This is a genomic window from Streptomyces sp. NPDC006602 (assembly GCF_042870385.1).
Taxonomy (GTDB): Bacteria; Actinomycetota; Actinomycetes; order Streptomycetales; family Streptomycetaceae; genus Streptomyces.
In genome coordinates, this window is sequence record NZ_JBIAHG010000046.1 from 1 (window position 1) to 18,929 (window position 18,929).

General features: G+C 68.6%; 21 protein-coding genes and 1 pseudogene. 15 read left to right on the plus strand and 7 right to left on the minus strand.

Features of this window, described 5'->3' with window-relative positions; genetic code table 11:
- The first annotated feature begins 238 nt into the window (after positions 1–238).
- On the plus strand, positions 239–2,179 hold the full coding sequence (locus ACFYO2_RS44810) for a site-specific integrase (RefSeq protein ID WP_388362062.1): 1,941 nt from the start codon (positions 239–241) through the stop codon (positions 2,177–2,179).
- A complete protein-coding gene (locus tag ACFYO2_RS44815; protein ID WP_388361949.1) occupies positions 2,176–2,637 on the plus strand; it encodes a hypothetical protein in 462 nt (153 codons plus the stop codon). Before ACFYO2_RS44810 ends, ACFYO2_RS44815 begins: the two co-directional genes overlap by 4 nt.
- A 58-nt stretch (positions 2,638–2,695) precedes the next feature.
- Here the strand turns inward: ACFYO2_RS44815 and ACFYO2_RS44820 are convergent, their stop codons facing one another.
- Complete coding sequence (locus tag ACFYO2_RS44820; protein WP_388361952.1) at positions 2,696–3,397, minus strand: 2-phosphosulfolactate phosphatase; 702 nt, start codon at positions 3,395–3,397, stop codon at positions 2,696–2,698.
- A gap of 192 nt (positions 3,398–3,589) precedes the next feature.
- Between ACFYO2_RS44820 and ACFYO2_RS44825 the strand changes: the two genes are divergently transcribed.
- The 5 genes from ACFYO2_RS44825 to ACFYO2_RS44845 all read left to right on the plus strand — a co-directional run bounded on the left by ACFYO2_RS44825 (position 3,590) and on the right by ACFYO2_RS44845 (position 8,187).
- The gene (locus tag ACFYO2_RS44825) at positions 3,590–3,916 is read left to right on the plus strand and encodes a hypothetical protein (RefSeq protein WP_388361956.1); all 327 of its coding nucleotides are present in this window, start codon (positions 3,590–3,592) and stop codon (positions 3,914–3,916) included.
- Between the two features lie 38 nt (positions 3,917–3,954).
- A complete protein-coding gene (locus ACFYO2_RS44830; protein ID WP_388361959.1) occupies positions 3,955–5,667 on the plus strand; it encodes a hypothetical protein in 1,713 nt (570 codons plus the stop codon).
- Positions 5,664–7,235, plus strand: a complete 1,572-nt coding sequence (locus tag ACFYO2_RS44835; protein WP_388361962.1) for an integrase — start codon at positions 5,664–5,666, stop codon at positions 7,233–7,235. The genes ACFYO2_RS44830 and ACFYO2_RS44835 overlap by 4 nt, the downstream gene beginning before the upstream one ends.
- A 263-nt stretch (positions 7,236–7,498) precedes the next feature.
- Positions 7,499–7,768, plus strand: a complete 270-nt coding sequence (locus ACFYO2_RS44840; RefSeq protein ID WP_388361965.1) for a hypothetical protein — start codon at positions 7,499–7,501, stop codon at positions 7,766–7,768.
- Complete coding sequence (locus ACFYO2_RS44845; RefSeq protein ID WP_093911856.1) at positions 7,765–8,187, plus strand: hypothetical protein; 423 nt, start codon at positions 7,765–7,767, stop codon at positions 8,185–8,187. Before ACFYO2_RS44840 ends, ACFYO2_RS44845 begins: the two co-directional genes overlap by 4 nt.
- Positions 8,188–8,674: 487 nt before the next feature.
- On the opposite strand, the gene ACFYO2_RS44850 is transcribed toward ACFYO2_RS44845, so the two are convergent.
- On the minus strand, positions 8,675–9,709 hold the full coding sequence (locus tag ACFYO2_RS44850; protein ID WP_388361968.1) for a LacI family DNA-binding transcriptional regulator: 1,035 nt from the start codon (positions 9,707–9,709) through the stop codon (positions 8,675–8,677).
- Between the two features lie 181 nt (positions 9,710–9,890).
- Between ACFYO2_RS44850 and ACFYO2_RS44855 the strand changes: the two genes are divergently transcribed.
- The 7 genes and pseudogenes from ACFYO2_RS44855 (at position 9,891) to ACFYO2_RS44885 (ending at position 15,064) form a co-directional block, all read left to right on the plus strand.
- On the plus strand, positions 9,891–10,673 hold the full coding sequence (locus ACFYO2_RS44855; RefSeq protein ID WP_388361971.1) for a TIM barrel protein: 783 nt from the start codon (positions 9,891–9,893) through the stop codon (positions 10,671–10,673).
- Between the two features lie 120 nt (positions 10,674–10,793).
- Complete coding sequence (locus tag ACFYO2_RS44860; RefSeq protein ID WP_388361973.1) at positions 10,794–11,813, plus strand: sugar ABC transporter substrate-binding protein; 1,020 nt, start codon at positions 10,794–10,796, stop codon at positions 11,811–11,813.
- Between the two features lie 90 nt (positions 11,814–11,903).
- Positions 11,904–12,923 (plus strand): Gfo/Idh/MocA family protein, encoded by a 1,020-nt coding sequence (locus ACFYO2_RS44865; protein ID WP_388361976.1) that lies wholly within the window; start codon positions 11,904–11,906, stop codon positions 12,921–12,923.
- Between the two features lie 74 nt (positions 12,924–12,997).
- A complete protein-coding gene (locus ACFYO2_RS44870; RefSeq protein ID WP_388361978.1) occupies positions 12,998–13,960 on the plus strand; it encodes a sugar phosphate isomerase/epimerase family protein in 963 nt (320 codons plus the stop codon).
- 234 nt (positions 13,961–14,194) lie between these two features.
- On the plus strand, positions 14,195–14,623 hold the full coding sequence (locus ACFYO2_RS44875) for a hypothetical protein (protein ID WP_388361981.1): 429 nt from the start codon (positions 14,195–14,197) through the stop codon (positions 14,621–14,623).
- A 35-nt stretch (positions 14,624–14,658) separates the two neighbouring features.
- Positions 14,659–14,760, plus strand: a pseudogene (locus ACFYO2_RS44880) (hypothetical protein); the annotation flags it as partial.
- A gap of 64 nt (positions 14,761–14,824) precedes the next feature.
- Positions 14,825–15,064 carry an integrase core domain-containing protein gene (locus ACFYO2_RS44885; RefSeq protein ID WP_388362060.1) on the plus strand — a complete coding sequence of 80 codons (240 nt, stop codon included), beginning with the start codon at positions 14,825–14,827 and terminating at the stop codon, positions 15,062–15,064.
- Between the two features lie 133 nt (positions 15,065–15,197).
- On the opposite strand, the gene ACFYO2_RS44890 is transcribed toward ACFYO2_RS44885, so the two are convergent.
- The 4 genes from ACFYO2_RS44890 to ACFYO2_RS44905 all read right to left on the minus strand — a co-directional run bounded on the left by ACFYO2_RS44890 (position 15,198) and on the right by ACFYO2_RS44905 (position 16,931).
- Entirely contained in the window at positions 15,198–15,647 is a 450-nt protein-coding gene (locus ACFYO2_RS44890; protein ID WP_388361983.1) for a hypothetical protein, read from the minus strand.
- A gap of 30 nt (positions 15,648–15,677) precedes the next feature.
- Positions 15,678–15,839 carry a hypothetical protein gene (locus ACFYO2_RS44895; RefSeq protein WP_388361986.1) on the minus strand — a complete coding sequence of 54 codons (162 nt, stop codon included), beginning with the start codon at positions 15,837–15,839 and terminating at the stop codon, positions 15,678–15,680.
- A gap of 96 nt (positions 15,840–15,935) precedes the next feature.
- Positions 15,936–16,064: a hypothetical protein gene (locus tag ACFYO2_RS44900; protein ID WP_388361989.1), complete on the minus strand. Its 129-nt coding sequence runs from the start codon at positions 16,062–16,064 to the stop codon at positions 15,936–15,938.
- Between the two features lie 147 nt (positions 16,065–16,211).
- Positions 16,212–16,931 carry an SDR family NAD(P)-dependent oxidoreductase gene (locus tag ACFYO2_RS44905; RefSeq protein ID WP_388361991.1) on the minus strand — a complete coding sequence of 240 codons (720 nt, stop codon included), beginning with the start codon at positions 16,929–16,931 and terminating at the stop codon, positions 16,212–16,214.
- 88 nt (positions 16,932–17,019) lie between these two features.
- Between ACFYO2_RS44905 and ACFYO2_RS44910 the strand changes: the two genes are divergently transcribed.
- The gene (locus tag ACFYO2_RS44910; protein WP_388361994.1) at positions 17,020–17,628 is read left to right on the plus strand and encodes a TetR/AcrR family transcriptional regulator; all 609 of its coding nucleotides are present in this window, start codon (positions 17,020–17,022) and stop codon (positions 17,626–17,628) included.
- 212 nt (positions 17,629–17,840) lie between these two features.
- Here ACFYO2_RS44910 and ACFYO2_RS44915 read toward each other — a convergent pair whose 3' ends face one another.
- On the minus strand, positions 17,841–18,764 hold the full coding sequence (locus ACFYO2_RS44915) for a helix-turn-helix domain-containing protein (protein WP_388361996.1): 924 nt from the start codon (positions 18,762–18,764) through the stop codon (positions 17,841–17,843).
- Between the last annotated feature and the right edge of the window lie 165 nt (positions 18,765–18,929).

Here is an 18,929-nt window from a genome sequence, read left to right on the forward strand (position 1 = left end):
GTGCACGGAACCCGCCCGTGACCGCCGATCGGCCTCTACACTCCCACCGCTCGACGTTTCCCCAGGTCAAACATCAAAGTACTGCTGGAGTACTAGTTGCCGGCCTGTCCACCACGGCCTGAGCACAGCCCGGAACCGGGCTCCACCACACCGCGACACCCCATCAAACACCTACCCACCCAACAACGTGACAGCGCCCGACGTACGGCCCTTTCACCGACGACCTCATGGACGCGACGTGGTCGTCTCCGTCGTCGTGGGTGACGGCGACCGCAGGGCGGTGTTCTCCGGCTTCATCGGCGCCGGCGAGTCCGTGATCAAGATGATCGGCTTCGGGCTCGCCATCGCGGTCCTCTTCGACGGCCTGGAGCGGATCGATACGCAGGACTGCGAGGCGTATCTGGCCCACCGGCGCTACATCCTCGACAAGAACGATGTCGTCGTCGGCGAGCAGAGTCACGGAACACGGCGTTCAGCCGCGCAGGTCGTCGTCGATCTGGTCAACTACCGCGAGTTGTTCACCACCGACCGCGTCGCGGCGGACTTGCGCCCCTGGGGCGGTGCCACCGCCTCGGCGGTCGCCGAGATGCCCAGCGGCCGGACACAGAACAAGACCACGCCAGTTGAGGACGACGTCCTCCAGCCGATGCTCGCGGCAGCCCTCTTCCTGGTCTCGACGCTCGGGCCGCATGCCGTCGAACTGGCCCGGCAGGTCCGGGAGGCCGACCGGCTCTCTTCCCGGAAGACGGAAGGGCTCGGCGTCGGTGGCTCTGCTCCAGTGGCCGAGTTCGCCGAGCTGCTGGACGAGTACAGGCGAACGTGCACAGCGTTGCCGATGCTGGCCGAGCACCACGTCACCGACCGGCTCGCAGACGGCTGGTCTCCCAAGGACCCGCTCCTGCCGGTGGCCACAGGAGTGCTGGCCCGCCAGATCGGGGTCAGCCAGTTCTGGGCACGGTGGATGCCCCGTCTGCGCGGCCCGTTGGAGAACGCCGTCGCAGCGGTCGGGGTGAAGGAGGTCTTCGGCCGGGACGCCGTCGAGATCACCGCCGTGGACGCGTCTTCCCTGCTGCCCTGGACCATGCCGCTGCATCGGCTTGAGGCCGTCGCCCTGGTCGGCATCGTCCGCACCGCCGCGATCATCGTCCTGGCGACGGTCTCAGGCATGCGGGCGAGCGAGCTGATGGAACTGCGGATCGGCTGCCGAAAGACACCCGAGGAACCGGTCCCGGGCCTGCACCGCTACCGGCTCGCCAGCAAGGTCGTCAAAGGACAGCCGCTCGGTGGCACCGACGACGAGTGGGTCGTCATCGAGCCGGTCTATCGCGCCGCCGAACTCGCTGAGGACCTGCACGACGACCGAAAGGACGGAGCCCCGCTCTTCGGCCGGTTCGCCTTCACCGTCCGCTACCGGTGGTTCAAGAACTGGGTGAACTCCCCAGCCGGACAGCGGCTCGGCTTCACTGAAATCCCCGACGGCCAGGTCAACTTGAGAATGCTCAGACGGACGTTGGCCCTGGAAATGGCCTACCGTCCCGGCGGTGTGCTGGCCTCCAAGATTCACCTAAAGCATGTCGCTGTCGCGACAACAGAGGGGTATGCCTCGCGCCCCGGCGGGGCCCAGGCCGAGCTGTTGGCCGAGGTCAACAAGCACGAGAGCGACCGCAACCTGGACCTGGTCCTGGCCGAGTTTCGCAACTACCAAGAAGGCATTCTGCCCGCCGGGCCCGGCGCCCGGAGCCTCACCGAGTTCTTCGCCAGCATCGACGAGAAGCTCGAACCGACAGCAGCATCGGCACCCAAAATCCAGCGCAGTGATCGGGATGTGCTGAACCTGCTGACCAAGCGCGCCAAGACCCTGCACATCGGCCCGGCCAACTACTGCTGGTTCACCGATCCGTCCCGGGCTCTCTGCCTCAAACTCGCCGGCACCCCCACCGCCGACCGTCCGCTGGTCGGGATGTGTGACTCCGCCCGCTGCCCGCAAGCCACACACCACCCCTGCCACCGGCCCGTCTGGGCCGAGCACGCCGAACGGACGAAGACGTTCCTCGGCGGCCTGGGCAAGACGCGCAAGACTGAACACGCCCGTCTGCAGAACGACCATGACCGGGCGCTTCGGGTCGTCGCCGAGATCGACGCAGTCGCCCTCGACCAACTCGACGAGGACTCCGTATGAGGATCACCGCAGCACAACGGACCGAGAACGAGAACCGCATCCGGGCGGCCATGGACCGGCTCCTTCGCGGCGAGATCCCGCTCGGCGGCACCTGTGACATAAAGACCCTCGCCCGCGAAGCCGCAGTCGACCGGACCGCGTTCTACGGCACTCGCCCTTACTCCCACCTACGAGTTGAGTTCGAACGACGCCTGCACGCCATCCAAGAGGCTGGCGAGATCCCCGATCCCCGCGAAGCCCAGATCGCCCGGCTCAAGGCAGAAAACACCAAGCTCCGGGAACGGCTGGCCCAGTCGGAGCAGACGATTGCAGAGCTCGCGGACTTCCGCGGCCAGGCCCTGGCCCGGCTGGCCGCCCAGCACGAGGAGATCATCCGGCTCCGCGAAGCCGCCGCCGCAACGACTCGGGTCAGCCGCCTGCCGCCGCCCCGAACCACCGCCATCGGGACATGCAGTTGATACCGCAAGCCCGACAGGGTGCTCGCTCTCGCATGCTGAAAGTAGACCTCACCAGCGATCAGACCGGGTCCTCGTCAGTCAGCGAAGGCATCGCGCGTGGACGCAGGACCATGAGCGAGCCTTCCAAGGTCGCCACCATGGCAAAGGGGAACCGGTCGAGCTCAAGACAGAGTGCAACGTCATCGGGATGGACTCCTTGGCGCACCCCCTCCGCCAGTTCGGCGGCGGCGCGCGACTCGGCAGCGCGGCGGAGGAACTCAGCAGCATCCGTCTCAGCCTCGGTGGCTCTCCGAGCGATGTATTGAGCGCACGCCAGATCTTCATCGGCCTGCCCATCGTCGCCAGTGACCACGAACGTGACACTGTCGCTCTCGCATGTCCGCAAGAGCTGAGCCGTTGCCTCCGCCACCACGAAGCTGGCGCACAGCACCAGCGAGGCCTCCTTGACCGCAAGGGCGCCGACCGTTCCTGCCGTGGTTTTCTGCACAACGGTCCGTCCGCCAAGGTCAATAGACCGCAGCCGGCCCGGCGAGTTGACGGTGTCGAACCCGGGCGCGGGCGGACCGTCTTTGAGCGCCACCCAATCCGGGTGGCGAGCCTTGAGCGCCAGGGCTTCGTCCAGCGACTCAGCAAGAACGATCTTTTCCGCCCCCTGGGCAAAGGCCCAGGCAGCCACGGTGAAAGCACGCATGACGTCGACCACGACCGCCACGGGCGGGGCTTCGACCAGTTCAGCGATGCCAAGGAAACGAGAGTCCATTCCGATCATGATCGCGCATGCCCGAACCGAAGCACCCGGAGGGTGATACGCATCACATCGATGGTCTCTCAATGCAACACCTCCGGCTGCCTGCGTCGCGAAAGTGGTCCGCAACGACCCGCCTGCTCAATCGCCACACGGGGTCACCCGCACAAGGCCTCTGCGGACACAAGGCACAGCTTCGCCCTCTACATGCTGGTGATCCTGCACCACTTGATGGACCGGCGGTTCGGTCTGAGCCCGGAGGAGCGGCGGGACTACCGGCTGCTGTACGGGGATCCGTGGCGGATGGTGCAGGACCTGTTGGGTCATGCGTTCCTTGAGACGACCCGCGAGCGGTATCTGGCCCCCGTCGCCGACCTGCGGCTGCGGTCGCTGCTGACCACCGCGCCCCCGTTCCGCGAAGGGGAGCGGCCGACGCGGGAGATGGATGAGGTGTTCGCGCGTCTGGCGCGGGAGGCCGAGGGCATCCAGGACATCGATGCCAAGCTGCAGGTCACCCCGCGGACGACAGGATGAGCCGGAGCGGGCGTACGGCGCCTCTGCCGACAGCGCCGGTGCGCAGACCACCGGTTCTGACGGGCAACGGCCTCGTCGTCGAGCACCGAGATCGAACGGGAGCCGTCGCGGTCTACGACTTCCGCACTCTGCCTGTCACGAATGCCTTGCGCCGGTCGCTGGCCCGCCTGTTCGCCGCGCGGTGCGTGCCGAGCCGGTGGAGCTCGCACCACAGCAGCAGGTACTTCTGGCTTCCCTTGCAGGCGTTCACCGCGTACTTGGCCACGCTGGACGCACCGGTTGCCGACCTCGACCAGCTGACCGCGGGGGTGTGGAAGCAGTGGCGGCTCAGTCGACAGAACACCCGCTTCGGCTACCGCCAGATCACCACCGTGCGAGGGCTGCTGCTGGACGACCCGCGGCTGTCCGCGGCGGCACGGGAAGCTCTCGCCCGCCGCGTCCTGCAGCCCAGGGCCAAGGAAGTGTCCTTCCAGGAGGCCGAGTTCGACGCGATCGTCACCACGGCGCGGCGAATGTTCCGTGCCGCGCATCTGCGGATTACGGGCAACGCCCGCCACCTCGCCCAATGGCGGTCGGGAACGTTCGCTCGCGGCAGCGAGGCATGGCTGCTGGGTGAGGCGCTGGACTGTCTGGCCCGGACCGGTGAGGCACCCCACGACACCCGGGTGCGTCGCCAGCGTGGCCGGGTGCTCGCCCGCTATGCGCGGGTGCTGGGCGGGGAGCGGCCCGAGCACACGTGGCAGCGGCTGTTCTTGACCCGGATGGAGACGGTCGCGCTGGGGGTGCTGCTGCTGGCCGAGCACGGCTGGAACCTGTCGGTGATCAACCGGTTGAAGGTGCCGCAAGCGGCCCCGGATGCCGGCAGCGACGGCCCGCGGATCTACCGGGTCGAGCTGGAGAAGCACAAGCGGGGCGCCGGCCGGTACTTCGAGACCCGCAACCTCACCGACGACGGGGCCGCCTCCCCCGGGCGGCTCATCACGCAGGCCCTGGAGGCCACCGTGTTCGCCCGCGCGGCCGTGCACACGCTGAGCCCCGGCACGGACCGCTTCCTGATCTGGCGCTCCGCCAAGGCTCCGCTGGAGCACCCGCCCGCCGAGAGCGGCAAGAAGTCGGGCATCGGAGTGTTCGGGTTCGGCATATCCGGCAGTACGGCCAAGGGCTGGGCGACCCAGCAGGGCTTCTCCTCCTCGCCGTTCCGCAGGGGGCGACGGACGGTGAACACCCTGCACCGGCGCGCGCCCGGACAGAACAGCCAGGCCACCCACGACCGCGTCTACACGCTGACCGATCCCCAGGTCCGCAAGGACGCGATCCCGGTCATCGCCGAGGCAGCCGAAGCCGTCGTGACCCGAGCCCACGCAACCGTGCTCGCCGCCGAACTGCGCGAGGGAGCCGATCCGGCCGACCAACCGACCGCCACCGCCGACTGCCATGACTACGAAAACAGCCCCCATCCCAGCCCCGGCGGCGGCTGCGGCGCCTCGTTCCTGATGTGCCTGGCCTGCCCCAACGCCCGGATCCACCCCGCCCACCACAGCCGCCTGGCCCACCTGCATCACGCACTCGACAACCTGCGCACCGCCCTGGACCCAGGCCAGTGGCACCGCCAGTGGGAGGACGGACACGCCCGCCTGGAACACCTCAAGGGCCAGCTCGGCACCGCAGTGTGGACCCGCGCCCTGGCCGACGTGACCGACACCGACCGCGAACTCATCGCCCTGCTGCTCAACGGAGACCTCGACCCGTGACGGCCACCCCGGCTCCCGTCCGTGTCCTTCCCGGACCCGACACCCCCGTCATCCCCGCCCACCGGATCGCCGGCGGCTACACCGGCCCTATCGCGCGCTACGCGGCGCCGGCCTGGCCTCTGATCCCCATGAACGCCAACCCGGGCGTCACGCACAGCACCATCCACTGGCCGAGGTTCCCCGACACGTTCCGTGAGGAGATGCGGCTGGCCGCCTGGACCTTGATCAACGGCGAACTGCCCGCCGTGTTCCTGCGTGAGCGTCATCCCACCTGGCGCTCACGCCAGGCGCCCAAGGTGCTCTGCCAGACGATCGGGACCTGGTGCCGGCTCGCCGAGTGGCTCACCGACCGGGGCATCACCACACTGAGCGACTGCACCACACAGGTACTGGGTGAGTACGGCCTTCACGTGCGCGACAGTGGGGCGGCCCGCATCACGGTGCACAGCGTGCTGTCGTCGCTGACCCGGCTGTGGGTCTTCGACCAGCTCAATGCCCGTCCCAGTGGAATCGGCCGTCCGCCGTGGGAGACCGAGAGGTTGGACGACTACCTGCCGGCGGCGACGCCGGGCGGCGAGAACGCCGCCGAGGCGATCGCCGAGCAGACCATGGGCCCCCTGCTCGTGTGGGCGATCCGCACGGTCGACGAGTACAGCGACGACATCCTGGCCGCCTGGACCGAACGCAACCGTCTGCATGCGCAGGCTGCCGCCAACAGCGCCACGCCCGCCTCAAGAGCCGCCCTTCGGGCCTTCATGGACCGCATCGACGCCGGCCAACTACCGATTCCGACCACACAGTGGCTGGGCAGAACCACGATCGCCGGCGCCTATATCGCCGCGCTCACCGGCGCCTCCCTCGGCCAGGTCTACAGCACCACCCGTGATCACGGCTGGCGGCAGGCCGCCCTGGACCGGCCCGGCCCCTGCCGGCTCCGTGTGCCGGTCACCGGCACACTCGGCGGAGCCCCGTGGAGGGAGGCTGTCGACTACACCGAAGCAGGCTTTCTGATGCGCCAGTTGGGCACGGCGTGCTTCATCGTCATCGCCTACCTGACCGGGATGCGTCCCGGCGAGGCGGCCGGGCTGCGCAGCGGCTGCTGTCCCGACCCGGAGCCGGACAGCGCTGGGCGCACGGGGCGGCACTTGATCACGAGCACCGTGTACAAGACCGCCCGCGACGACGACGGCAACCACCGCTCCGAGGGCCAGGTCCGCGATGCTCCCTGGGTGGCCATCGCCCCCGTCGTGAACGCCATCCGTGTGCTGGAGCGCATGGTTCCCCAAGGGCATCTGCTGTTCGACCACCACGCCCACGACCTGCGCGGCACCCGGGCCGGCACCGGCTCCCTCACCGTGCACACCCTGGGAACCCGGGTGGAGGACTTCATCACCTGGGCCAACCACGAGGCAGCCGCCCGCGGGCTGGTCCACGAGGTCATCCCGCCGGATCCGCACGGCAGGATCGGTACCGAGCGGTTCCGCAGGAGCCTGGCCTGGCACATCGCCCGCCGTCCCGGGGCCTGGTCGCGCTCGCGATTCAGTACGGCCATCTGCGGACTTCCGTAGCGGCCGGATATGCCGCGCGCAGCCGGGACGGCATCCACGACCTCCTCGACGTCGAGACGGCCCGCGCCACCATCGACACCGTCGCCGACCTGAACGCCGCTCTCGAGGACGGCCTCGGCATCTCCGGGCCCGCCGCCCGCCGCGCCATCAAGGCCGCCGCCACCGCGCCCCAGTACACCGGCACCGTCATCACCGCACGGCAGGCCCGACAGATCCTCACCAACCCCCACCTGGCCGTCTACGACAATCCCCACACGCTGCTGATGTGCGTCTACAAACGCGACAAGGCCCTGTGCCACCGCGGCCTCAAGGACACCCCCAGCCTCGACCACTGCATCCCCGCCTGCGCGAACATCGCCCGCACCGACCAACACGCCACCGGCCTACGCCTCCGCGCCACCTCGCTTGACCAGCAGGCAGGCCACACCCCCGGCCCGCTGGGCGAACGGCTACAGAGCAACGCTGCCCGGCTGCGCGACCTCGCCGACACCCACCACCGCACCCGCACCACCCTTCAGGACGGCACCGCATGAGCCCCGCACCCGACGAACGCGACCGTATCCGCGCGGCCATGGACCGCATCCTGCAAGGAACCGCGCAGCACTCCAACGGCGCGCTGACGATCGTCGCCCTGGCCCAGGAAGCCGGCCTACCGCGCAACGCGCTCACCCAGCGTCACCCGGACCTCAAGAACGACTTCTACGCGCAGGTCAGGGCGCGCGGACAGACGCCGGACTCCGAGATCCGCCTGCGCCAACAGATCGTCAAACTCAAGGAGCTCCGAGCCAAGGACGCACAGGAGCTGTCCCAGCTGCGGACCGATGTCGATCACCTGGTCCGCGCTGTTAACCAACTGACCGTGGAGAACCGACAACTGCGCGGTGCACTGTCACAGCCCACCTCCCCCGTTCGAGTGTTGCCAACCCAACCGCACCCGAACCGGATGCTCTGAGAACTGCCTTGGTCACTCGGCGGGACTCAGGTGGACTCGCGGTTGCCGCATCGCCGTACGGTGGCTTCCCGCTTCTCTCGGCGGACGATATGTCCAGTACGGCGAGTTCCTGGCCGACGAGGCTGACGTTCCCCTCAGCAGCACGCGGCTCGGCACCCGAGCGAGCCTGCCGACGGAGAGCTGCTTCAGAACCACACGCTGTGGAGGACCGCATGGCCGCGGTCAGTACGGACAACACCGCACCGGAAAAGCACGAGCTCCCGTGATCGCTGCTGAAGAGACATTCGACGGCACCTGATGCCCCAGGTGGTGCGGTGTCTGAACAGCGCGATCCACGGCAGCTGCTCGCGTTCGTCCGCTTGCCTGCCTCCTTGGCTCGCGCGTCCGCCTGGATGGAGGCGGGTTCCTCGGCGGGCAGCCGCGGGTGGTCCCATGGGGGCGCGGTGGAACTTCGACCAGATCGAGCCGCGACGTGGAGCAGCGCGGGTCAGGAGCGGCAAGGTGCCCTGGTGGTGCTTCGTATGACGAGGTGTGGTGTGACGACGACTTCTCGTTCGTCGTCCGTCGCCCCACCCTCCAGCCGGGCGACGGCCCGGCTCACGGCCCGGCGCGCCAGCTGGCGGGCTTCTTGCCCGACCGTGGTGAGTTGGACGTGGGCCAGGCGGGCGAGGTGGCTGTCGTCGAAGCCGACGACCGAGATCTCGTCGGGCACAGGGATACGGGCGCGCAGGAAGGTGTCGAGGACGCCGATGGCGCAGTGGTCGTTGAAGGCGAGGACGGCGGTGGGGCGGGCAGCCGCGGCGAGGAGTGTTCGTGCGGCTGCCGCGCCGTGGTCCTCGGTCAGCCCGCCCGGCACGAGGCGGACGCGGTCGGTGAGGCCGTGGTGCTTCATGGCCGACTTGTAGCCGCGGCGCCGGTCGGCCGCGCCCGGCGCCCTGCCCCCGTCGATGTGGGCGATGTCGCGGTGGCCGAGTGCCACGAGGTGGTCGACCGCCTGGCGGGCGCCCTCGTCGTCGGCCGCGCGGACGACGTCGACGCCGTCGGCGAGCGGACGCAGCCGGCGGGCTACGGAGACGACGGGAAGCTGCGCCGCGACTTCTGCCAGCCGGGCCGCCGGGGCATGGGGGCTGAGCAGGATCAGCGCCTCGCAGCGGTCGGCGAGCAGCATCTCCACCGCCTCCTGTTCGCTGCGGCTCGCGGCGACGGCGCTGAGCGCGATCTGATAGCCGGCCGCCCCCGCCGCGGCGTAGAGCGCCTCAACCATGTCGGCGTGGAAGGGCTGTCGCAGGTCGAACTGCACTCCCACCAGGTGCGAGCGGCTGCTGCGCAGGAGGCGGGCCCTGCTGTCCGGCCGGTAGCCGATCTCCTGCGCGGCCCGCAGCACCCGCTCGCTACTTGCCGCGCTGGGGCCCTTGGCACCGCGCATGACCATGGAAGCAAGCGGCACGGAGACACCTGCCCGCGCCGCGAGGTCGCTGAGCGTCGGCCGCTTTCCGTCCGGTACGGCAGAGCGCGATGGCACCGTCGGCCTTCCTGCTCGAGGGTCTTCTCCGAGGTGATCGTAGACCGGGCCAAGCAGGACACGCACTGGTCAATGTTGTTACAACGTTATAAATCAAATGTCCGCACAAACCCTTGACAGGCTGCCCCGCGCCTGGCGTACTGCTCCTGTTCTCTTAGAACGTTATAAGTCTGGAGCTGTGATGTACACGTTGGCGGTCTGTGCCGAGATGGTCTACCGCGACCTGCCCATCGAGGAGCGGGCCCGGCGCATCCACGAGGCCGGCTTCCAGGTGGAGATCTGGGACTGGACCCGGCACGACCTGAACGCACTGGCCAAGACCCCCGCCGAGTTCTCCTCGATGACCGGCTACATCCGCGGCACCCTGACCGACCCGGACGGCGCAGCCGAACTCCTGCGCACAGCCGAGGAATCAATCAAGGCCGCCGAGCATCTCGGCTGCCCCCGGCTCAACCTGCACGGCACCGGCCTGGACGGCGAGGGCCTGCCCGTGGTGCCGGTGACCGGCGAGGCCACCGGCGAAATGTGGATCAACGCCCACCGCACGCTCGCCCGCCTGGCCGAACTGGGCGAAAGCGCGGGCGTCACCTTCACCCTGGAGAACCTCAACACCGCCGTCGACCACCCCAGCGTCCCGTTCGCGCGGGCCCACGACACCTTCGCCCTGGTCGCGGCAGTCGATCGGCCCGGTCTGCGGATGAATCTGGACCTGTACCACGCCCAGATCGGCGAGGGAAACCTCATCGAGCTGATCCGCCGCGCGCATGGCGCGGGGCTGATCGGAGAGATCCAGGTCGCCGACGTGCCCGGCCGCCGCGAACCCGGCACCGGAGAGATCAACTATCCGGCCGTCGCCCGCGCCCTCACCGACCTCGGCTACGACGGCACGATCGCCCTGGAGGCATGGCCCTCCGGCGACAGTCACACCGCCATGGAGCGGTTCCGCGCCGCGTTCACCCTCTGATCCCCACCCCGAGCCGCACAGCCGGCCACCCAGTAGCTCCCCGTCCGACCCACAACGGGATGTGTTGTGTCCCGCCAGTGGGTCACCCCTTCCCGCAAGTCAGCACAGTGAGGTGCCGAAATGAACCGCTCGCTTCCCTCCCGCTCCCGCAGATTCACCATGCTCGTGGCCATGGCCGCCACCGCAGTCCTCACGGTCGCCGGCTGCTCCAGCAGCTCGGGCGGCAAGAAGTCGGAGGAGAGCGCCGGTGGCGTCTCTGCCGGCAAGGCCACCACGCCCCGCATGACCATCGCGATGATCACGCACGCCGTCCCCGGTGACACGTTCTGGGACACCATCCGCAAGGGCGCCCAGGCCGCCGCTGCGAAGGACAATGTCAAGCTGGTCTACTCCTCCGACCCGAACGGGGGCAACCAGGCCAACTTGGTGCAGAACGCGATCGACCAGAAGGTCGACGGCATCGCCGTCACCCTCGCCAAGCCCGATGCCATGAAGGGCACCGTGGCCAAGGCGGTGCAGGCCGGTATACCCGTGGTCGGCTTCAACTCCGGTGTGGACGACTGGAAGAAGCAGGGCCTGCTCGAGTACTTCGGCCAGGACGAGACCGTCGCGGGCGAGGCGGTCGGGAAGAAGCTGAGTTCCCTCGGTGCCAAGAAGGTCGCCTGTGTCATTCAGGAACAGGGCCAGGTCGCCCTCGAGGCACGCTGCGCGGGCGTCAAGAAGGGCTTCTCGGGCACGACGGAAAACCTGTTCGTCAACGGCGCCGACATGCCGTCCGTGAAGTCGACCGTCACCGCCAAGCTCAAGCAGGACCCTTCCATCGACTACGTCGTCACCCTCGCCGCCCCGGTCGCGCTGACCGCCACGCAGGCGGTGTCCGACGGCGGCAGCAAGGCCAAGGTCGCCACCTTCGACCTCAACAAGCAACTCGTGAAGGCCATCCAGGACGGCAGCATCCAGTTCGCCGTCGACCAGCAGCCCTACCTGCAGGGCTACCTGGCTGTCGACTCCCTCTGGCTCTACAAGAACAACGGCAACTACAGCGGCGGCGGCGTCGCGCCCGTGTTGACCGGCCCGGCCTTCGTCGACAAGTCCAACGTCGCCGCCGTCGCCGCGTTCGCCGCCAAGGGAACACGGTGACGCGTACGACCCGGGTCACGGCCGGACCCATGTGGGTCCGGCCGGCCCACTGCTGACCGTCACCGCCGCCCCCCCAAGGCAAGGAACCACATGACCCACCACACCTCCCTCGGAGTCGCCGTGATCGGCGCCGGCCGCATGGGAGCCGACCATGTACGCCGGATCAGCGAGGTGACCAGCGGCGCCCATGTGGCCGCCGTCGTCGACGTCGACATCGATCGCGCCAAGACGGTCGCCGCCGACGTCGAAGGATGCGCGGCCTACGGCGACGTCGCCGAAGCGATGGCCTCACCCGACGTCGACGCCGTAGTGCTCGCCTCCCCGGGCATCGCCCACGAGGCGGCACTGCTCACCGCGTTCGAGCACGACCTGCCCGTCCTGTGCGAGAAGCCCCTCACCCCCGACGCCGCCTCCGCCCTGCGTGTACTGGAGGCCGAGCAGCGGCTCGGGCACCGCCGGGTGCAGGTGGGCTTCATGCGCCGCTACGACCACGAGTACCTCAAGCTCAAAGCGCTGCTGGACAGCGGGGAACTGGGCCGGCCGCTGATGCTGCACAACCGGCACCGCAACCCGTCGTGCCCGCCGGACTTCACCAGCGCCATGCTCATCAACGACTCCGTCACCCACGAGATGGACGTCACCCGCTGGCTGCTCGGCCAGGAGATCACCTCCGTCACCGTCATGCGGCCGCGGCCCTCCGGCAACGCGCCCGAAGGACTGGCCGATCCCCAGTTCGTCGTCTTCGAAACCGACGGCGGCGCCCTCGTCGACGTCGAGATCTACGTCAACGCCCGCTACGGCTATCAGGTCCAGGCCGAGGCGGTGTGCGAGCACGGCACCGCCCGCATCGGCGACCGGCACGACGTGCTCGTCAGCACCGGCGGACGCTGGGGCGGCACGGTCACCCCCGGCTTCGTCGAGCGGTTCGAGGAAGCGTACGACCGCGAGGTCCAGGCATGGGTCGACGCCACCCGACGCGGCGAGGTCACCGGCCCCAGCGCCTGGGACGGCTACGCCGTGGCCGCGGTCTGCGAGGCGGGCATCCGCGCCCAGACCGAGGGCCGGCGCGTCGAGGTGGAACTGGCCGACCGCCCAGCCCTCTACATCTGACCCCCACCGCCGGCACACCGAACCAGCGGGGAACGACCGCTCCCCGCCCGACCACACCGCAGACGGGACGCAACATGAAGATCGGTCTGAACACTGACAGCGTCGGGCAGCTCACGCTCGACGAGACCCTGGACCTGGCCGCCGAACTCAGCCTGGACCACGTGGAGTTCGCCACCGGCGCCTGGTCCACGGCCCCGCACATCGACATTGACCGGCTTCTCGACAGCGACGGCGCGCGCCGCGAACTGCTGGCCAAGGTCGCCGACCGAGGGCTCACGATCAGCGCCCTCACCTGCTCAGGCAATCCCCTGCACCCCGGGCCCAGCGGCCGCGAGCACGACCAGGTCGCGCGCAGGACGATCGCTCTCGCCCCGCTCCTCGGCGTCGACCGCGTGGTGATGATGTCCGGGCTGCCGGGCGGGCCGGGCGACGCCAACCCCAACTGGATCACGGTCTCCTGGCCGCCGGAGACCACACAGATCCTCGACTGGCAATGGTCCGAAGCCGTACTCCCGTACTGGCGAGACCTCGTCGCCCACTCCCGTGACCGGGGCGTACCCAAACTCGCTCTGGAGATGCACGCCCACCAGGCGGTCTACAACGTCCCCACCCTCCTGCGCCTGCGCGAGGAGGTCGGGCCCGTGGTCGGGGCCAACTTCGACCCCAGTCACCTGATGTGGATGGGTGCCGACCCGCTGGCCGCCATCGAGGCCCTGGGCGAGGCGATCTACCACGTGCACGCCAAGGACACCCGGCTGGAACCCTCCCGGCAGGCGCTGACCAGCAGGCTGGAGACGCTGCCGGTCATGGCCGCCAAGGCACGCTCCTGGAACTACGTCACCCTCGGCTACGGCCACGACGACGCGTTCTGGCGCGCTTTCTGCCTCGCCCTGCGCCGAGCCGGCTACGACGACGTCCTGAGCATCGAGCACGAGGACGCTCTTGTGGCCCCCGTCGAGGGCGTCACCAAAACCGTCGATCTCCTGCGCCGCGTCATCCTGCGCGACCCCAGCTCCTACAAGCCCCAGGAGATCTGAGCCGTCCGAAGCCGCACGGAAACAAGTTCCGCGCGGCTGGGTCCGCCAGGCCGAGGTCGACCGCGGCGAGCGGGACGACGGGTTGACCACCGCCGAGCATGAGGAACTGAGAGTGCGGGATGTGAGCTGATGTCCGTTTCGGGGTTGGGCCTGGGTTAGGAGCCCTGGTCGGCGGGGCGAGTGGACGGTCAGGGGCAGGGCTGAGCGAACAGGCCGGGCTCGGGTTCGGTGAGGATGCCCCGTGACCAGGCGTTTCAGCTTGGAGCGGATGCCTTCGGTGTTCTTCGGGACGATGGGCAGGTCGAGGGCCTGGCAGAGGTCGCGGGCACGCAGCGGCTTTCCGGTGTCGGCGAAGGTGGTGAGGATCTGCTGGTAGGCGGGGTGGTCCGGGACGTCGGGTCGGGCCGGTTCGTCGGTGGGGGCCGGTGCGGGGATGTCGAGGAGGGTCTTGCGGGTGATGCGCAAGTTCTCGCTCTCCGCGTCGAGTTCCCCCAACCGGGCGGTGAGATCCGCCGGCGCCGCAGCCTGAGCAGGCCCGGACGGCGGGCAGCCGCCCAGGACTTCGTGCGCCGGGACTTCACCGCCGACGCACCGGACCAGGTGTGGTGCGGCGACATGACCGAGATCGACACCGGTGAGGGCAAGCTCTACCTACAACCGTGATCGACCTGTTCTGCCGCCGCCTGCTCGGCTACGCGATGGGCGAACTCCACGACGCCGAACTGGTCGTCGCCGCCCTGCACATGGCCGTCGCCACCCGCGGCGGCGACGTCAAGTGCGTGATCTTCCATAGTGATCGCGGCAGCGAGTACACCTCCCGCCGCTTCCGCCAGACCTGCCGGAAACACGGGCGTGACCCAGTCCGTGGGCCGGGTCACGCCGTGTTTCGACAATGCCGTCAGCGAGGCGTTCAACAGCGTGCTCAAGGTCGAGTACATCCACCGGCACACTTTCGCCACGCGTACCGAGGCCCGGCTGAAGATCGCCACGTGGATCACCGGCTTCTACAACGCACGTCGGCTACACAGCGTGTGCGGCTGGAAGAGCCCGATCGACTACGAACACGGCTACCGGGCCGGCTTCACCGAGGAGCTGGCTGCATAGGAAGGGTCCACGAAACCGGGGCATTGACATCGGGACTGATGCTGAACTCGACAGAGACCGCCAACCCGTCCTCGGCGGCCTCCAGCCAATGGAGGCGGTGCGGTGGATCAGCTGCGGTGCCACGCCGGTGCGGTCACTTCCAGTCGCTGTTCGATGGCGCCATCGCTGTTGGCTCCGTTTCTTGGGCGGCCGCTTGCTTGTGCTCGATGAGGGCCGTGGTACCGGCTACCACCGCAGAAAGAGCCACGGCGGCGGACAGCATGGTCGAGGTACGGCTGACGTCGCGCCGCAGGCCCGCAGCCAGGAAAGCGGCGGCATCGACCGAGTCCATGACGATGTTCACCGCAAGAAACTGCTGCTGCTGGGGCCGGGTGAAACTGTCCATCCGTTGCAGTCCAAGCCCGAGAGCAGCGTTGCGGATCGCGAACATCCGCGAATAAGGGATCGCGGGGGTACCGCTAGCCGTGAGCTGGAAAAACCGCGCGGCCAGCCGCGGGGTGAACAAGTGGGTGGCCGCGACGATGAAGCGCCCGGTCGTCAGCGCTCTGCGGGAAGGAACCAGGTGGAGGGGGAATTTGGACATGGAGAATCCTTTCAATCCGGAACGGGCCGGTCAGTTGTTCAGGAGGTGGCGGGTCAGGAATTCGACCTGGTCCACAACGACGGCGTCGAACGGCTCCCCCAGGTAGAATTCGAAATGGTCGGCGTCGTATCGTTTTACCTCACCGCGCGGGGCAGTTCGGGCGTAGGCCAGGGTTTCCGCTGCCGGCGTCACCGATGACGGAAGATCACATCCCGCGCTTTGACACACCGGGCGGTCTGCCGGAGCCGCAACCACGCGACTCCGGCAGGCCGCTCATCCTGGGACGCTTCAGCGCGAGTCGGGGCGGGCGAGGCCCGAAGCGGCGTCGAGGCTGTCGATGGCGGTTCGGGCCTCGGACACCGCGGCGGCGATCGCGGCGGCGGCCTGCCCGGCTTGTTCGGGCGTGTGGGACGGCATGACCTGTAGGCGCAGTCTGGCAGAGCCGCTTGGCACCACGGGGTATTCGACGACCATGGCCGCCACTCCGCGCGGGCGCAGATTGCGGTGTGTGGCGTGCTACGCGTTCGTCGCCGATGACGGCGGGAACAGGGTTTTCTATGGGGTTCAGAGCTCGGCGACGACGCGTCGCAGTGTGCCCGGCGCGATGCGCAGCATGGCGGGCATGACTTTCGTCTGACCGGGGAATGCCATGTTCCGCCCCCGCCGAAGAGCCTTCATCGTGACCGCCGCCACCTGCTCGGGAGTCAGTTTCTTCCCCGTGGCTTCGGCGTTCATGGGCGTGTCCGTGGACGGGGGGAGGACCTCGAGGATATGGGTGCCCTGCGGGGCGAGTTGACGGCGCAAGCCATCCGCAAAGCCGTGCAGGCCGGCCTTCACCGCGCCGTGGGTAGGTGCGCGAGTGGGCGAGACCAGAGCGAACCCTGAGGTGATGAATACGATCGCGTCGGGCGATGGCCATCGCTCGAGCACTTCACCCGTCAAGTGGATGGGGGCGGTGAGGTTCAACGCCACCTCGGCATCGAGAGTCGCATTGGGGTTCTTGCCGACTGCATAGTCTCGTTCCTCGAACGTACCGGCGTTGTTGACCAACACGTCCAGACTCCCGAAGCGATCAGCGACTGCTTGCAACAACGCTGCCCGATCAGCTGCGTTCGTCACATCAGCCTGCACGGCCAGCGCCTGCGGGTGTGCCTGCGCGAATCGGTCAAGCGCAGCCTGCGAACGCCCGCAAACGACGACAGACGCCCCGAGCTCCACGAAGGATTGCGCGAGGCTCAAGCCGATGCCTGAGGTTCCGCCCGTGATGAGTACGGTCTGTGACATGATGTCGCCTCTCCGTATAGCGTACCGATTGGTACGAAACACGTTAGCACATCCGTACCGATCGGTACCGAAGGGGTAGGATGAAGAAATGACCTCGACGACACCGGTCCCTCCTGGCAGGCCTCGCGCGTTCGACATCGACGAGGCACTCGATCGTGCAGTCCTGGTGTTCTGGTCAAAGGGTTTCGAGGGTGCCAGCCTTGACGACCTCACCGAGGCGATGGGTATCAGCCGCCCCAGCCTGTACAGGGCGTTCGGCAGCAAAGAAGACCTCTTCTACAAGGCGCTGGAGCGGTACACCGAGGGCTTGACCTCCTACTTCGCTCGGGCTCTGGCAGAGCCCACAAGTGCAGCAGTGGCTACTGCCGTGCTCCACGGGACGGTCGAGGCGGCAACCATGCCGGGATTGCCCACGGGCTGTCTTGGCGTGCATGGTGCGTTGGCTACCGGGGATGAGAGCCGCCCGGTCCGAGACGCACTCATCGCATGGCGTGAGGACGGGATAGCCCACTTGACGCGCCGGTTTCAACAGGCGGTGGACGCCGGTGACCTTCCGCCTTCCACAGATCCTCATCTTCTCGCGCTCTACCTGAGAACAGTCGCCAATGGGATTGCCGTCCAGGCCGCGAGTGGTAGTTCCCGCCCTGAGCTGCTGCAAGTCGCGAATCTCGCGTTGGGCAGCTGGCCAAAGCCGTAGTCAGCCAGTCAGCCCGGATCTGCGCACGTACTTCGGTTTTCCGTGGTTCGCGCGAGGCCGGCGTGACTGGCGCGACGGGCGGACGAGCTGCGGGTGCGGCGGTAGTGGGCGGTTCCGAGGGTGCGCGGGATGCCGACGCTTCGACAGGGGCTGGCGAGACAGCGCGTGCCGGGGCCGAGGCGCGCAGTCAACTACCGATGATCAACTGTTCATCAAGCCGTGCGTGCCGGCGGCATCCCGGCTCCCGCCCTTGTCGCGTCGGTGCCCCAGCTGGCCAGCAGTCGTAGTGCCTCCGCCGACGGGGAACCGGGTTCGGCGTGGTACGTCGCCAGCGTCTGTTCGTGGTCGTCGGCCAGGTGGAATGACTCGGGGTGGAGGTCGAGTTCGCCGACGAGCGGGTGGTGCAGGCGCTGGATGCCGTAGCACTTGTCCTTGACGTCGTGGGTGGCCCACAGCAGCCGGAACTCCTCGCTCTTCACGGAGAGTTCGCCCACCAGCGCGGACAGCCGGGGGTCGTTGGGATGGGAGCCGGCGTCCATGCGCAGCTGAGCGACGACGTTGTTCGCTTTGTGCTCCCAGTCCACGAACAGGTCGCGGTACTCGGGCCTGAGGAACACCAGCCGTGCCCAGTTCCGCTCGTGCGCCGGCAGCTCGGCCCAGTCGCCGAAGACCGCCGCGGCCATCCGGTTCCAGGCGAGGATGTCCGAGCGCCGCCCCACGAGGATCGCCGGGACGCCGTCCATGGTGTCCAGCAGCGTCCGCAGGGGGCCCCGCACGTGCTGGGCGCGGCCGGCCGGCTTCTTCTTCTGCTGCTTCGGCTTCGCCAGGTGCGTGAGGTGCGCGTGCTCGGCGTCGCTCAGCCTGAGCGCGCGGGCGATGGCGTCGAGGACCTCCGCCGACACGTGCCGCCCGTTGCCCTGTTCCAGCCGCGTGTAGTACGCCACGGACACCCCGGCCAGCTGCGCCAGCTCCTCGCGGCGCAGCCCCGGCACTCGCCGGTACCGTCCGAAGCTCCGCAGCCCCACGTCCTCCGGCTTCAGCCGGGCCCTCCGGGTGCGCAGGAACTCGCTGAGCTCGGCACGCGGGTCCAGCGCGCCGGCGGCGGGCTCGTGCACCGGTTCGGGGTATTCGTCCATGCCTCGAGTATCCACGGTCGCACGCACACCAGCCTGACCCAGCCAGTGGTAGGCATCGCCGGCATACGCAAAGCCGTGACCTGGGTGAATACCGGACCGCCCAGCACGCTGGAGACCGTGCCCGGCTGGAAGGCAGCCGGGGCGTGGCTTGCATCAAGAACGGAG